Here is a 13,678-nt window from a genome sequence, read left to right as displayed (position 1 = left end):
CCGCGCGTTAGATGTCCAGATCCTCGATCGGCGGCTGCTCGAGGGTGCCGGCGATCAGGTCGTAGAGCTCGGTCGGGATCCCGTCGCGCAGCGACTGGGCCGTGTCGTACACCTCGAGGGCGCGCTCCCCGCTGTTGCTGCCCCAGCTCTGGTTGGGGCTCAGCGCGTTGATCAGGTTGCGCCAGGTGCTCTCCCCTGAGCCCGAGCCCGACCCGGCCTGCCAGACATAGTCGGCCGAGCGCTCGGTGTGCACGACGAACTTGCCCTTCTGGCTGCGATACACCTTGAAGACTTCCATGGTCTTGGCCGTGGAACGCCCCCACTCGCCGAGCAGCACGCCGGTGAAGCGCACCTTGCGCCCGGTGCCGGGCCCGACCCGGACGGTGATCTCCTCGTACCCCTCGTTGCGGCCCTCCTCGGCGTCGACGAAGCGCTTGAGGGCGGTGGTGATCGTCGCGGAAAGGTTGCCGCCGGAAAGTTCCTGCGCGCGCGCGAAAAGCGCGAGGTCCTCCTCGGAAACATAAATCGTCTTGTTCGGCATGCCAGCCCTCCACGTTCTACGTACATTATACATATATCACGAGCTCGGCAATTCCGCCCCGCGGCGCGCGAATTCTCGCCGACCATAGAGACATGGGTCGGCTGCTGCGCGTCGAGGGGCTGGTGCCGGTCACCGGGGTGGTGGCTTTCGTGCTGCTTTTCGGGCGTCTCGGCGGCGCCGGCGACCCGTCGCCCTTTGCCGCGTGGGTCGGGCTGGGCGTCCTCCTCGCGCCCGCGATCATGGTGTACGCGCACCGCGGCGCCGCGGCCTGGGCCGGGGTGCTCGCCGCGGTGGTGTGGACGTCGCTGGCTCAGACCGCATCGGCGGCGCTCGTCTGCTGGGCGTACGCGTTGGTGGTCATCGGCCTCACCCGCCGTGACCGGACCCCGGTGGCCGCCATGGTCCCTCGCCGGCAGCCGCCGGCCCCGGCCGGCCTCCCGCATGTCGCCGTCCCCGCCGAGGCCGCCGGGCTCGCCCTGATGGCGCTGGCCATGGCCGGTTTCGTGGCCGTGCTGCTCCAGCACGCGGGCCCGCCGTGGGTGACCGGAGTGATCGCCGTCTTCGGGCTCGGCTGCGCCCTGGTCGCCCGCGCCGTCACGCACCGTGCGCGCCTGCGGCAGCTGTTCGGCACCCCGCAGCCGATGCACGCGGTCCGCGTCGTCGAGCAGATGGGATACGTGCACGTGCTCATGCCGCATCCGGGCGGGCTGATCGCGAAAGAGTTCGCCTTCGACGTCGCCGAACCCGGCTGGGCTGGCGAAAGTGAAGCGAAAACTTGCCCGGGAACGCTCTACGGGGAGCCGCGAAGAGGCGCGTGGTGCGCGGTCGAGGTCCAGGGCCGCATCCACGTGCCGGTCGGGCCGGTCGGCGACGTGATCGAGGTGGCCTACGACGTGGTGCAGGGGCTGCCGCGCGAGATCGAGGACGACGAGGAGCAGCTGGTCGACCCGGCGGCGCTACGGCCGGCCGACCGCGGGGTGAGCGCATTCGAACCGCGCGAGCACCGGATCGCGCCGCCACGCGCGTGGGCGGCAACTGTCGCGATCGGTTTCGGCGCGGCCCTCGCCGCCGGCGAGCTGGCGGGCATCGCGGGCGCCGACCCGGCGGTGCTGGCGCCGGTCGCGGCGGTGGCGGGTGCTTTCGGGTACGAGTTCGGCTGGCGCGCCCAATTGCGCCCGCGCCTGCGGTGGCACGTGGGCGGTGTCGCCGCGATCGGCTTTCGCGGACCGGACCGGCAACCGTGGGCGACCGACAGCGCGGTCGTGCACGACGACGCGGGAACCGTGCTGCTCACCGCGGGCGAGTCGGTGCTGACCGTGCCGGTGCCGCCGCCCTGGCCGTCGCCGGAAAGCCAGCGCAACGCCGACGAGTTGGTGGCCGCGTTGCGCGACGCCCGCAGCCAGTCCTTCGCGATCAGTCCGTTGCCGCCGCCGCCCGAGATCGAGGTGCCCCGCCGTCCTCTCGCCCTGTACGCCTCGTGGCTGGTCTCCATCGGCCTCACGCTGCTGATACTGCTTCCCGCAAAGATCTGAAACAACAGGCGCGTAGCGTACGAACGTGGATCTGAACACCGTCGCGGACGTGATCAGCCCCGCCCAGGTCGGCCAGTGGCGGCCGGGTGACGCCTGGCTGGGCGGCGGCACGGCCCTGTTCGCCGAGCCGCGGCCGCATCTGACCCGGCTGCTCGACCTCGCCGCCGCCGGATGGCCGGCCCTGACCGTCCGCGACGACGAGCTGGAGATCGCCGCGACCTGCACCATCGCGGAGCTCGCGGCCAGCGGCCACGACATCGTGGAAAGTTGCTGTCACGCCTTTCTGGCCTCGTTCAAGATCTGGAATGTCGCGACCGTCGGCGGCAACCTCTGCGCGGCGCTGCCGGCCGGCCCGATGATCGCCCTCGGCGCCGCCCTGGACGGAACCTGCCTGCTGCAGAGCCCGTCCGGATCGCGGAAAGTTTCCGTGAGCGATTTCGTGACCGGCGAGGAATCCACGGTTCTGGCCGACGGCGAACTGCTCAGGTCCGTGCACCTGCCCGCGGCGTCGCTCGCGGCGAGGACGGCCTTCCGGCAGGGCTCGCTGCACACCCACGGCCGCTCCGGGGTGCTGCTGATCGGCCGGGTCACGGCCGGCGACGGGCTGGTCGTCACGGTCACGGCCGCCACCAAGAAACCGTACGTCCTGAGTTTCCCGGCGATGCCGAGCGCCGAGGTCCTGCAGATCGCCCTCACCGAGCGCATCCCCGACGACGCCTACGTCCGCGACGTGCACGGCTCGCCGGCCTGGCGGCGGCACATGACCCGGCTCTACGCCGAGCAGATCCGGCGGGAGCTGGGCGCGTGAGGATCAACGGCGAGGACCACGACCGCCCGCCCCGGCCCGGCCAATGCCTGCGCACCTATCTGCGCGAGGAAGGTTGCTTCGGCGTCAAGAAAGGTTGCGACACCGGGGACTGCGGCGCGTGCACGGTGCACGTCGACGGCGTACCGGTGCACTCCTGTGTCTATCCCGCCTTTCGCGCCGTGCCGCGAAAGGTGACCACGATCGAGGGCCTCGCCGCGGCGGGGGAGCTGCATCCGGCGCAGCGCGCTTTCCTCGACGCGCAGGGTTTCCAATGCGGTTTCTGCACCGCCGGCCTGATCATGACCACGGCCGCGCTCACCGACGACCAGCGTGCCGATCTTCCCCGCCACTTCAAAGGCAACCTCTGCCGGTGTACGGGGTACCGGGCGATCGCCGACGCGGTGGCGGGCGTCGTCAACGCGTCCGAGCCCCCACCCGGGTCGGCTGTCGGCGCCAGCCTCGGCGCTCCCGCCGGGCCGCAGGTCGTCACCGGCGCCGCCCGCTACACGTTCGACCTCGATGTCCCCGGCGTGCTGCACATGAAGGTGCTGCGCTCGCCCTACGCGCACGCCCGGATCGTGGCGATCTCGGTCGAGGCCGCGCTGTCGGTGCCGGGCGTGGAGGCCGTCTTCACCCACGCCGACGCGCCCGACACGTTGTTTTCCACGGCCCAGCACGAAAATGTCGCGGAAGACCCCGCTGACACCCGTGTGCTCGACGACGTGGTCCGCTTCGCCGGCCAGCGGGTCGCCGCCGTCGTCGCCACCTCCGAGGCCGCGGCCGAGGCCGGCTGCCGCGCCCTGACGGTCGAGTACGAGGTGCTCCCCGCGGTGCTCTCCGCCGAGGCGGCCCTGCGACCGGGCGCGCCTCTCGTGCATTCCGCGGCGCCGGGCAACGTGATCGGCCGCCTCGACGCCTCGATGGGCGACGTCGAGGCGGGTTTCGCGGAGGCCGACGCCGTTTACGAGGAAACTTTCCGCACCGCCCGGGTGCAGCACGCCAGCCTCGAGACGCACGGCGCGGTCGGCTGGCTCGACGACGACGGCCGCCTCGTCATCCGCACGAGCTCGCAGACCCCGTTCCTCACCCGGCGCGAGCTGGCGTCCCTCTACGACCTGCCGCTCGACCGGGTCCGCGTGCTCACCGGCCGGGTCGGCGGCGGTTTCGGCGGCAAGCAGGAGATGCTCGTCGAGGATCTGGTCGCGCTTGCCGTGCTGCGGCTGCGGCGGCCGGTCAAGCTCGAGTACACCCGGGCCGAGCAGTTCACCTCGGCGACGACACGGCATCCGTTCACCGTCACGCTCAAGGCCGGCGCGCGCCGCGACGGCACCCTCACCGCGATGCAGCTGCGGGTCGTGGCCGACACCGGCGCGTACGGAAACCACGGCCCGTCGGTGATGTATCACGGCTGCCACGAATCCCTCGCCGTGTATCGCTGCCCGAACAAGAAAACCGACGCCTATGCCGTCTACACCAACACCGTCCCGTCCGGTGCTTTCCGCGGCTACGGGCTGGGCCAGGTGACTTTCGCGGTGGAGTCGGTGCTCGACGAACTTGCCCGCGCGCTTTCGCTCGATCCCGTCAAACTTCGAGAGACAAATATCGTACGGGCGGGGGAGCCGCTCCTCGCCCCCGGCGACCACGTCGACGACCTCTCCATCGCCAGCTACGGCCTGGACCAGTGCCTCTCGCACATCCGCGCCGCCCGCGAAGTCCCCGACACCGCGCCGGACGGCTGGCTCATCGGCGACGGCACCGCGATCGCGATGATCGCCGCCGGCCCACCCGGCGGTCACTACGCCGACGCGACCGCAACCGTGCTGCAGGGCGGCTTCTACGAGATTGCGGTGGGAACGGCCGAGTTCGGCAACGGCAGCACCACCGTCCATGCCCAGATCGCCGCCGACGCCCTGCACACCACCCCCGACCGCATCTGCGTGCGCCAGTCCGACACGGATGTGGTCCGCCACGACACCGGCGCCTTCGCGTCCACGGGCGTCGTCGTGGCCGGCCGCGCCGTCCTCGACGCCGCGACAGCCCTGCACGAAAAGATTCTCGCCGCCGGCGCCCCGCTCGACTCCTTGGCCGGCCTCTCGGCGACCGGCCATTTCGACGGCACCCCCCGCTCGGTTGCCTTCAACGCCCAATGGTTCCGGGTGGCGGTCGACCCCGACACCGGCGAGCTCCGCATCCTCCGCAGCGTCCACAGCGCCGACGCCGGCACCGTCATGAACCCGCTGCAGTGCCGGGGCCAGATCGAGGGCGGCGTGGCCCAGGCCTTGGGCGCCACCCTCGCCGAGCATGTCGACATCGGACCGTCGGGCGAGGTCACCACGACCAGCTTCCGCCAGTACCACCTGCCCACGTTCGCCGACGTTCCCCGCACCGAGGTCCTGTTCGCCGACACCACGGACGCGATCGGCCCGCTCGGCGCCAAGTCGATGAGCGAGAGCCCTTTCAACCCGGTCGCTCCCGCCCTGGCCAATGCCCTGCGCGACGCCACCGGCGTCCGCTTCACCGACCTGCCCTTCACCCGCGACCGCATCTGGGAGGGCCTGCAACGCTCGACGCGAAGCTAGGGGACAGGGCCTGGCCGTCAGCAGCGTTCGATGTGGACACCACCCGCGAGGCTGTACTCGCGCACTTTCAGCGTCCGCGCCGCCGGCTCACTGCGCCGCGCCGGCTCGACCCGGATGCCGCCGAAGATGCGGAAGCCCTCGACCTCGACGTCCACGTCGTGCGGCACCCGCAGCGAGACGCCGCCGACCAGGCTGACCTTCGTGAGCACCGGCTGCTCGCCGAGCGCGGCCTCGCACAGGTCCAGGTTGGCCCCGCCCAGAATGTTGACCACTCGCATGTCCCGCGGCATCCGCCACCGGCCGCGGCGCTTCTCCCCGCCCAGCAGATTGACGAACCAGGTAGCTCCGGAACGGTTGCTCAAGAACGGCGTCTCGCTGTCATCCATACCGAAAACCCTAGGTGCGCCCGGGCGTTCATCCCGCTGTCGACTGGCACGCCTGGATCGATGACATTCGTCATGGCGCTCGCCACGATCACCGACGGGCATCGCCCGGACCGTTGATCGTGGGCTGTGCGCCGAACGACTGCTGAACCACGGCGAGGCGCTCGTTGTCGTTGGCTTCGCGGATCTCCTCGACGCGTTTGACCAGGAGCGTGAACGATCTGTCCGCGGTCTCGTAGTCCCCGACCTTGGTGCGGTACATGCGGAACTCGCGATTGAGCGCCGTCGCCCTTTTCGTGTCGAGGACGGCGCGCTCGTTGATGCGAGTCAGCTGGATGGCCCCTTCGCTGAGAAACGCGACGGTTCCGATGGTGGCGGTGATGAACGGTGCCGCGTCGAGGAGAGCCACGGCGGGCGTCACGGCCGACGCCGCCAGCGCCAGGAACCTGAGCAACCGGTACGTGAGGAGACGCCGGCGAGCGTGCATGGACACTGCCGAAAGCTCCCGTTCAAGGTCGGAGAGGTACAGCTGTGCCTGATCGGCCTCCTCGGTGGCTCCCTCGTGGGGCTTGACCACATTGCCGGCGCCCATGACCACGTTGCCGCTGCCGCTGATGTAGGCATAGTCGCGATCGGCGACCTGCGCGACCACGCGGGACCGCTGCTCAAGCTCGGCGTGCTCAAGAAGCTCTGATAGCTCCGGCCCTTTGCTCTGCTGAGAGGTCACCGATCGCCGCGATGATCCGTCGAAGAGTCCCGGGGGTGGGGACTCTGCGGCCAGTGATCACCGCGTCGAGGCTTGACCTCGATACGTGAGCCTTGTCCGCGATCCTGTCGGATGGGAGCGCTTTCTCACGCATCAACCGTCTTATCGCGACACCCAATGCCTCGGCCGACGTCGGCTCGTCGGCGGGACTGTTGTCGACCACTCTGAGGCCTCCGCGCCGGATAGTTCATTACAGGTGCTCATCATGATGGCGACTGCTGCGCGGTGGCGCCACGCGCGCATTGAGCGCGCAGCGACTCGTACGGTATGCGGCTTTTGACTCTGGGTGGAAGCGGTTCCGGGAGCGGTGCCGAAGGGAGAGCGCTCTCCTGTTCCGGAACCTTTAAGGGAGTCTTAAGTCGGTCGATGCCGGGTTGACCCGGTGGTTGCCGAGCGGGAACTGTTAACCCACTTTCCGGTTTCCCCATCCCCAACTCCGGGAGCATCCCCCATGCGCAGACGCGCCCTATTAGCGGCTTTCACGGCCTTGGTCGCGGGGGTCGGCGCCTTCGGCGCGCGGCTCGCGACCGCCGATGCCGCACCGATCAGTTTCAGTCATCCGGGTGTGCTGGTCAGTCGCGCCCAGCTGGACTTCGTCAAGGGCAAGGTGAACGCGGGCGCCGCGCCCTGGCTCGCCGCCTACAACCAGATGCTGGCCAGCAAGTATGCCTCGCTCTCGCGCACCCCCAAGCCGCGGGCGACGGTCGAGTGCGGCTCCTACTCGAACCCGAACAATGGCTGCACCGACGAGCGCGAGGACGCGATCGCGGCCTACACCGACGCGCTGGCCTGGTACATCACCGGCAACGCGGCCTACGCGCAGAAGTCGATCGCGCTGATGGACGCGTGGTCGGCGACGATCACCTCGCACACCAACAGCAACGCCCCGCTGCAGACCGGATGGGCCGGATCGGTCTGGCCGCGCGCCGCGGAGATCATCAAGTACACGTATTCGAGCTGGCCCAACCAGGCGCGGTTCGCGACCATGCTGCGCAACGTCTACCTACCGGTGGTGATCGTCGGGAGTTCCAGCAACGGCAACTGGGAGCTGTCGATGATGGAGGCCGCGGTCGGGATCTCGGTGTTCCTCGACGACAAGGCGAGCTACGACCGGGCGATCACGCGGTTCAAGGCGCGGGCGGCCGCCTACATCTACATCGCGGCCGACGGCGCGCAGCCGAAGTACCCGCCGGTGGGCAGCGTCGACACGCCGAGCGAGCTGATCTCGTACTGGCAGGGGCAGAGCACGTTCGTCGACGGGCTTTCGCAGGAAACTTGCCGCGACTTCACGCACACCGGCTACGGCATCTCCGCGATCAGCCACGTCGCGGAGACCACCCGGATCCAGGGTGAGGACCTGTGGCCGTCGCTGCAGGAGCGGATGCGGCAGGCGCTCGGTTTCCACACGAAGTTCGAGAACGGGACCGCGGTGCCATCGAACATCTGCGGCGGCGCGGTGACCAAGGGCCTCGGGCCGGTCACCGAGGTGGCCTTCAACGCGCTGCACAACCGGCTCGGGATCGCGATGACCAACTCGCAGCAGTACACCGAATCCCGCCGTCCGCAGGGGACGAACAACCTCTTCGTCGCCTGGGAAACCCTGACCCACGCCAACAACCCGGCCTGATCGGAGCACGTCACATGAGATCGAGAAAGCTTCTGGCCGGCACGATCATGGCCGTGGTGGTCGGCGCGCTCGGCGTCGTCGGGATCACGAGCGCGTTCGCCGCCTCGTCGGGAACGATAGTTTCCTCGCTGAACGGGAAATGCCTCGACGTCACCAACGGGTCGACGGCCAACGGCAACCAGCCGCAGATGTGGTCGTGCACCGCGGCCAACCAGAACCAGGTGTGGACCCTCGCCGACAACGGCTCGGTCCAGGGCCGCGGGAAATGCCTGGACATCGCCAACAACTCGACCGCCAACGGCGCGGTCGTGCACCTGTGGGACTGCTACGACACCGTCGCCACGCAGAAGTGGACGCTGAGCGCGGCGAAGGATCTGGTCAACAACGCCTCCGGCAAGTGCCTCGACATCAAGGACAACAGTTCCGCCGACGGCGCGAAACTTCAGCTCTGGGACTGCGCCGGCACGGCGAACCAGAAGTGGACCTTCTCGGGAGGAACGACGACGCCCACAACGCCGCCGACCACGGTGCCGACCAACCCCGCCAACCCCGACCTCGGGCCGAACGTCAGCGTCTTCGACCCGTCGATGTCCGCGTCGACCATCCAGAGCAAGCTGAACAGCGTCTTCAACTCGCAGGTCAGCAACCAGTTCGGCAACGCGCGCTACGCGCTGCTGTTCAAGCCGGGCAGCTACAACGTCGACGCCAACGTCGGCTTCTTCACCCAGGTCGCCGGCCTCGGCCTCACCCCCGACCAGGTGAACATCAACGGACACGTCCACGTCGAGGCCGACTGGTGGCCGGACGGATCGCAGAACGCCACGCAGAACTTCTGGCGCTCCGCCGAGGGCCTGTCGGTCACCCCGGGTGACGGGCTCGACCGCTGGGCCGTGTCCCAGGCCGCGCCGTACCGCCGCATGCACGTACGCGGCAGCCTTGCTCTCTCCGACGGCGGCTGGTCGTCCGGCGGCTTCATCGCCGACTCCAAGATCGACAACCAGATCCAGTCCGGCTCGCAGCAGCAGTTCCTCACCCGCAACTCGCAGATGGGAAGCTGGAACGGCTCGAACTGGAACCAGGTCTTCGTCGGCAGCCCGGGCGCCCCGGCGCAGAGCTTCCCCTCGCCACCGTTCACAACGGTTGCGAGTACGCCGACAGTCGCCGAGAAGCCTTATCTGTACGTCGACAGCGCCGGCGCCTACCAGGTGTTCGTCCCCGCCCTGCGGTCCAACGCGAGCGGCACGACCTGGGCCGGCGGCAACCCGGCCGGCTCCTCGCTGCCGATCAGCACCTTCTACATCGTCAAGTCCGGCGACACCGCCGCGACGATCAACGCCGCCCTCGCGGCCGGTAAGAACCTGCTCGTCACGCCCGGTGTTTACCACCTCAACCAGACACTGAACGTGAACCGCGCGAGCACGGTCATTCTCGGTCTCGGCCTCGCCACGTTCGTGCCGGACGGCGGTGTCGACGCCATCCACGTCGCCGACGTCGACGGCGTGCGGCTGGCCGGCATCCTGCTCGACGCCGGCACCACCAACTCGAACATCCTGCTGCAGGTCGGCCCGGCCGGCTCGTCCGCGTCGCACGCGGCCAACCCGACCGTGCTCTCCGACGTCTTCGTGCGGATCGGCGGCTCGATCGCCGGCAAGGCCACGGTCAGCGTCGAGATCAACAGCAACAACGTCATCGGCGACCACGCCTGGATCTGGCGCGCCGACCACGGCAACAACGGGACCGTGGGCTGGAACGTCAACACCGCCCGCAACGGCCTGATCGTCAACGGCCAGAACGTGACCTTCTACGGCCTGTTCGTCGAGCACTACCAGCAGTACCAGACGATCTGGAACGGCAACGGCGGGCGGACCTACTTCTACCAGAACGAGATGCCGTACGACCCGCCGAACCAGGCGGCCTACATGAACGGGTCGACCCAGGGCTGGGCCGCGTACAAGGTGGGCGCCGCGGTGACCACGCACGAGGCGTGGGGCCTGGGCAGCTACTGCTACTTCAACGTCAACCCGGCGGTGGTGAACGCCCGCGCCTTCGAGGTGCCGGCGGTTGCCGGGGTCAAGTTCCACGACATGGTGACGGTTTCGCTCGGCGGCACCGGCACGATCAGCCACGTCATCAACAACACCGGCGCGGCGGTGAACAGCGGCCACCAGGTGACCAGCATCGTCAGCGGCCCGTGACAAGTACCGTGCGCTCGCCCGGCGCGTCCTGGTGAGCCCATGCATCCGTAACTGAAGACAGGGGGACCGGGCGGGGCGCGATTTCGATCGTGCCCCGCCCGATCTCGTCGATCAGCGACGGCAGCTCGGCGAGGTAGGCCCGCGGCGACACCGCGCCCTGACCGTTGCCCTGCAACCGGAAATTCGCCGAGCGCAGCGCCACCGACGGCAGCTCGATCGTCGGGCCGGCCACCGAGCCGATCTGCACCCAGTCGAGCAGGCGGCTGCGGTCGGAGCGGTTCGTCAGGATCTCGACGATCGCCTTCTGAGCCGGCTCGCCCCACAGGTAGTCGAGCACGATGCCGGCCTCGGCGGCCTTGCCGACCTCGTCCAGGGCGAGAAGGCCGTCGCCGGCGCGGCGCGCGGCGCCGATGACTTCGCCCGCGCCCAGCAGCTTGGCGACCTGCATCGCCATCGAGCCGGCGTTGCCGGCCGCACCGAGGACCAGCACGCTCTGCCCCGGCTGGATCGGCACCCGGCGGCGCAGCGCCACCCAGGACGACATGGCGGGGTTCATGGCCGCGGCGACCCGGGCCGCGTCGGCCCCGGCGGGCAGCTCGATCGTGCGCCGGGGGTCGACCACCGCCTTCTCGGCCATCGTGCCGATCACGTCGTCGTCGGCGACGAAGTAGACCAGCTGGCCGTCGGCCCGGCGGCCCACCCCGTCGATGCCGGGGATCATTGGCAGCTGTCCGGTGCTCGTGTAGTGGCGGCCGGCCGCGCCGCTGCGGGTGCGCGGGTGCAGCCCGACGGCGACCACGTCGACGACAATTTCGCCCCCGCGCGTCGTCGGCACGTCAAAAGTCTCGTAGTGCGGCGGCTCGTCGAACGAGGTGACGACGGCGGCGTTCATCTTCTCCATGACAGCTCCTTCCGGGATTTAGTTGGTGGCACGAACTAATGTAGTTGGTGGCACGAACTATTTCAAGTAGGCTGTCCGTATGGCTTCCCTGAGTACCGTCGACGGCCTCGCCCAGCTCTCGTTCCTGGTGCTGGGCACGCTCGAGCGCCGTGCGGCCGAGCACGACCTGTCGCTCATCCAGACCCGGCTGCTCGGCGTGCTCCGCGACCGCCGCCCCACCATGCTCGAGCTGGCGAAACTCCTCGGCCTCGACAAGTCGAGCGTCTCCGGGCTGGTCGACCGGGCCGAGCGCCGCGGGCTGGTCGCACGCATCCCGTCGGCCGCCGACCGCCGCTCGGTGCTGGTGAGCCTCACCGATCAGGGGCGCGCGCTCGCGACCGAGGCGGCGGCCGCTTTCGAGAGCGACGTGACCACTTTCGTCAGCTTGCTTTCGCCGTACGATCGCGAAAATCTCACGAAACTTGTCAGCCGCCTGCTCGTCGAGCACGCGAAAGCGAACGGCGTCGACCTTTTCGACACTCTGCTACCGTCGCGCGAGTGATCGACACCGTCACGCGCGACTATCTGTCCGCGGCCGACGCCGCGCTTCCCGGTTTCGTCGAGGGTTTCTATCTGGTCGGCTCGGTGGCCCTCGGCGCGTACCAGGAAGGCCGCAGCGACATCGACGCCATGGTCTTCACGTCCCGGCCGGCGTCTCCCGAGGACCTCGACGCGTTGCGGGAGATCCACGCGAAGGTGCCCGTTGACGCTGTCTATCTCGAGCCCGCGCTCGCACGCGCCTGGCCCACCGATCGCCCGGTCGCGCCCTTCGTCGTCGATGGCGATCTCAAGACCGGCAAGCCCTGCGGCGAGCTCACGCCGGTCGTCTGGCTGATCCTGCAGAGGCACGGGATCCCGGTGCGTGGCCCAGCCGTCGCGGACCTCGGCGTGCGCGTCGACCCCGACGTGGTCCGCCGCTACAACCTCGACAACTTGCGCGAATACTGGCAGGGAAACGCCCACAACTTTCGCGGCTACGTGGCGGCCCTGCCCGCCGACGAGGTGCGCGACACGGTGACGGTCGCCTGGTATGTGCTCGGCCCCGCCCGCCTGCACCACACCGCCGCCACCGGCAACATCATCTCCAAGAGCGAGGCCGGCCCCTATCTGGCTTCGCTGTTTCCCGAGTACGCGGAACTGGCCGATCGCGCCGTGCGGCACCGCGCCGGCGAGGACGTCGCGTTCCGGACCACCGACCTGCTGATGGCCTTCGATGCGGTCGACGCCGTCGCCGAGGACGCCTGGCGTCGATTCGGACATCCCGGCGGGACCCCGTAGCGGCCCGGAATCGGTTAGCTTGTGGCTCGGAAAGGGGGCCACAGTGGACAGTTTCTACGCACGCGTCGGCGGCGAGCCCGCCGTGACCGAGGCCGTCAACCGGCTGTATCGCGTCATCCTCGCCGACGACCGCCTGTCGCCGTACTTCGAGCACGTCGACATCGGCCAGCTCAAGACCCACATGGTCGCGCTGCTGAGCCAGGTGCTCGGCGGGCCGGAGGCCTATTCCGGCCGCGACCTGCGCATGGCGCACACCGGCCTGGGCATCACCCGCGAGCACTACGACCTGGTCGGCGCCTACCTCATCGGCGTCCTGGCCGGCCTCGGCGTCGACGACGAGGTCCTCGACGCGGTCCGGGGAGTCCTGGCCGCCTCGGTCGACGACGTCGCCGCCTAGCGCACGAGCAGGGCGCTCAGCAGCTGGGTGAGCCACTCGCGGGCAGCCCTCACATCACCGTCGAGCAGGAGCTGGACGGTGACGCCGTCGTAGGCGGCCACCACCGCGTGGGCCGCGGCCGGCACGTCCGCCACGCCCTCGGGCAGCGCGAGCCTGCCCTGCACCCCGCGCAGCCGTGCCTCGATCGCGCCGCGCAACTCGGCCCGATGGGCGGCCAGCCTCGTCGCGACTTCGGGGTGCCGCGCCGCGTACAGAAGAAAATCGGTTTTGACCAGGAGCCAGTCGCGGTCGAGCAGGAGCGTCGCGGCGGTGCGAGCGATCACGGCGTGGATCGACGGCTCTATCGGCGCCGCCTCGTCGGCGCTCAGGGCGTCGCTGACCTGGGCCGCTATGACCGCGGCACGCTCGTCGTAGAGGGCGAAGAAAAGTTCGTCGAGGGTCGCGAAATTCGAGTAGAAAGCGCCGCGGGTGTAGCCGGCGGCCTCGCAGACGTCGTCGATGCGGGCCGGGCCGAAACCTTTCGCGGCGAACACCCGGAAAGCGGCGTCGAGCAGCCGGGCCCGCGTCTCCGCCCGCCTCTTCGTGACCCGCACGCGCAGAACCCTACCCAATACGTTCGTGCATCCGATACA

At 69.5% G+C, this 13,678-nt stretch carries 14 protein-coding genes; 8 read left to right on the top strand and 6 right to left on the bottom strand.

The features are described from left to right. Positions 1-7: 7 nt before the first annotated feature. Positions 8-541, bottom strand: a complete 534-nt coding sequence (locus ACQPZX_RS29000) for an EXLDI protein (RefSeq protein ID WP_433361710.1) — start codon at positions 539-541, stop codon at positions 8-10. A gap of 92 nt (positions 542-633) precedes the next feature. Here ACQPZX_RS29000 and ACQPZX_RS28995 point away from each other — a divergent pair, with 92 nt between their 5' ends. The 3 genes from ACQPZX_RS28995 to ACQPZX_RS28985 are packed head-to-tail and all read left to right on the top strand — an operon-like array spanning position 634 to position 5,460. Beyond that, positions 634-2,073, top strand: a complete 1,440-nt coding sequence (locus ACQPZX_RS28995; protein ID WP_433361707.1) for a hypothetical protein — start codon at positions 634-636, stop codon at positions 2,071-2,073. 25 nt (positions 2,074-2,098) lie between these two features. Further along, positions 2,099-2,881 carry an FAD binding domain-containing protein gene (locus tag ACQPZX_RS28990; RefSeq protein ID WP_433361704.1) on the top strand — a complete coding sequence of 261 codons (783 nt, stop codon included), beginning with the start codon at positions 2,099-2,101 and terminating at the stop codon, positions 2,879-2,881. Beyond that, positions 2,878-5,460, top strand: a complete 2,583-nt coding sequence (locus ACQPZX_RS28985) for a molybdopterin-dependent oxidoreductase (protein WP_433361701.1) — start codon at positions 2,878-2,880, stop codon at positions 5,458-5,460. The genes ACQPZX_RS28990 and ACQPZX_RS28985 overlap by 4 nt, the downstream gene beginning before the upstream one ends. A gap of 17 nt (positions 5,461-5,477) precedes the next feature. On the opposite strand, the gene ACQPZX_RS28980 is transcribed toward ACQPZX_RS28985, so the two are convergent. From ACQPZX_RS28980 to ACQPZX_RS28970, 3 genes are all read right to left on the bottom strand, one after another. After that, positions 5,478-5,846 carry a LiaF domain-containing protein gene (locus tag ACQPZX_RS28980; RefSeq protein ID WP_433361698.1) on the bottom strand — a complete coding sequence of 123 codons (369 nt, stop codon included), beginning with the start codon at positions 5,844-5,846 and terminating at the stop codon, positions 5,478-5,480. 88 nt (positions 5,847-5,934) lie between these two features. Then, positions 5,935-6,570, bottom strand: coding sequence for a DUF4231 domain-containing protein (locus tag ACQPZX_RS28975; protein WP_433361695.1), 636 nt, complete (start codon positions 6,568-6,570; stop codon positions 5,935-5,937). Continuing rightward, complete coding sequence (locus tag ACQPZX_RS28970; RefSeq protein WP_433385479.1) at positions 6,524-6,703, bottom strand: helix-turn-helix domain-containing protein; 180 nt, start codon at positions 6,701-6,703, stop codon at positions 6,524-6,526. The genes ACQPZX_RS28975 and ACQPZX_RS28970 overlap by 47 nt, the downstream gene beginning before the upstream one ends. Before the next feature lie 357 nt (positions 6,704-7,060). On the opposite strand from ACQPZX_RS28970, the gene ACQPZX_RS28965 reads away from it, so the two are divergent. Both ACQPZX_RS28965 and ACQPZX_RS28960 read left to right on the top strand, forming a co-directional pair. Then, positions 7,061-8,236 (top strand): alginate lyase family protein, encoded by a 1,176-nt coding sequence (locus tag ACQPZX_RS28965; protein WP_433361692.1) that lies wholly within the window; start codon positions 7,061-7,063, stop codon positions 8,234-8,236. A gap of 14 nt (positions 8,237-8,250) precedes the next feature. After that, complete coding sequence (locus tag ACQPZX_RS28960) at positions 8,251-10,431, top strand: RICIN domain-containing protein (RefSeq protein WP_433361689.1); 2,181 nt, start codon at positions 8,251-8,253, stop codon at positions 10,429-10,431. Here ACQPZX_RS28960 and ACQPZX_RS28955 read toward each other — a convergent pair. Further along, a complete protein-coding gene (locus ACQPZX_RS28955; protein WP_433361687.1) occupies positions 10,418-11,332 on the bottom strand; it encodes a quinone oxidoreductase family protein in 915 nt (304 codons plus the stop codon). The genes ACQPZX_RS28960 and ACQPZX_RS28955 overlap by 14 nt on opposite strands. Positions 11,333-11,411: 79 nt before the next feature. On the opposite strand from ACQPZX_RS28955, the gene ACQPZX_RS28950 reads away from it, so the two are divergent. The 3 genes from ACQPZX_RS28950 to ACQPZX_RS28940 are packed head-to-tail and all read left to right on the top strand — an operon-like array spanning position 11,412 to position 13,046. After that, positions 11,412-11,873: a MarR family winged helix-turn-helix transcriptional regulator gene (locus ACQPZX_RS28950; RefSeq protein ID WP_433361684.1), complete on the top strand. Its 462-nt coding sequence runs from the start codon at positions 11,412-11,414 to the stop codon at positions 11,871-11,873. Next, positions 11,870-12,649 carry a nucleotidyltransferase domain-containing protein gene (locus tag ACQPZX_RS28945; RefSeq protein ID WP_433361681.1) on the top strand — a complete coding sequence of 260 codons (780 nt, stop codon included), beginning with the start codon at positions 11,870-11,872 and terminating at the stop codon, positions 12,647-12,649. The genes ACQPZX_RS28950 and ACQPZX_RS28945 overlap by 4 nt, the downstream gene beginning before the upstream one ends. 43 nt (positions 12,650-12,692) lie before the next feature. After that, the gene (locus ACQPZX_RS28940) at positions 12,693-13,046 is read left to right on the top strand and encodes a group I truncated hemoglobin (protein WP_433361678.1); all 354 of its coding nucleotides are present in this window, start codon (positions 12,693-12,695) and stop codon (positions 13,044-13,046) included. On the opposite strand, the gene ACQPZX_RS28935 is transcribed toward ACQPZX_RS28940, so the two are convergent. Continuing rightward, on the bottom strand, positions 13,043-13,639 hold the full coding sequence (locus tag ACQPZX_RS28935; protein ID WP_433361675.1) for a TetR/AcrR family transcriptional regulator: 597 nt from the start codon (positions 13,637-13,639) through the stop codon (positions 13,043-13,045). The two genes, ACQPZX_RS28940 and ACQPZX_RS28935, sit on opposite strands and share 4 nt — an antisense overlap. Positions 13,640-13,678 lie beyond the last annotated feature (39 nt).

It is taken from the genome of Actinoplanes sp. CA-142083 (assembly GCF_050942195.1).
Classification (GTDB): domain Bacteria; phylum Actinomycetota; class Actinomycetes; order Mycobacteriales; family Micromonosporaceae; genus Actinoplanes.
This window is presented reverse-complemented; position numbering and strand designations above follow the sequence as displayed.

What these genes read in the sequence shown, in the direction of transcription:
- ACQPZX_RS29000 (WP_433361710.1), bottom strand. Translation starts at nt 541, where the DNA reads ATGCCGAACAAGACGATTTATGTTTCCGAGGAGGACCTCGCGCTTTTC.
- ACQPZX_RS28995 (WP_433361707.1), top strand. Translation starts at nt 634, where the DNA reads ATGGGTCGGCTGCTGCGCGTCGAGGGGCTGGTGCCGGTCACCGGGGTG.
- ACQPZX_RS28980 (WP_433361698.1), bottom strand. Translation starts at nt 5,846, where the DNA reads ATGGATGACAGCGAGACGCCGTTCTTGAGCAACCGTTCCGGAGCTACC.
- ACQPZX_RS28970 (WP_433385479.1), bottom strand. Translation starts at nt 6,703, where the DNA reads ATGCGTGAGAAAGCGCTCCCATCCGACAGGATCGCGGACAAGGCTCAC.
- ACQPZX_RS28965 (WP_433361692.1), top strand. Translation starts at nt 7,061, where the DNA reads ATGCGCAGACGCGCCCTATTAGCGGCTTTCACGGCCTTGGTCGCGGGG.
- ACQPZX_RS28960 (WP_433361689.1), top strand. Translation starts at nt 8,251, where the DNA reads ATGAGATCGAGAAAGCTTCTGGCCGGCACGATCATGGCCGTGGTGGTC.
- ACQPZX_RS28955 (WP_433361687.1), bottom strand. Translation starts at nt 11,332, where the DNA reads ATGGAGAAGATGAACGCCGCCGTCGTCACCTCGTTCGACGAGCCGCCG.
- ACQPZX_RS28950 (WP_433361684.1), top strand. Translation starts at nt 11,412, where the DNA reads ATGGCTTCCCTGAGTACCGTCGACGGCCTCGCCCAGCTCTCGTTCCTG.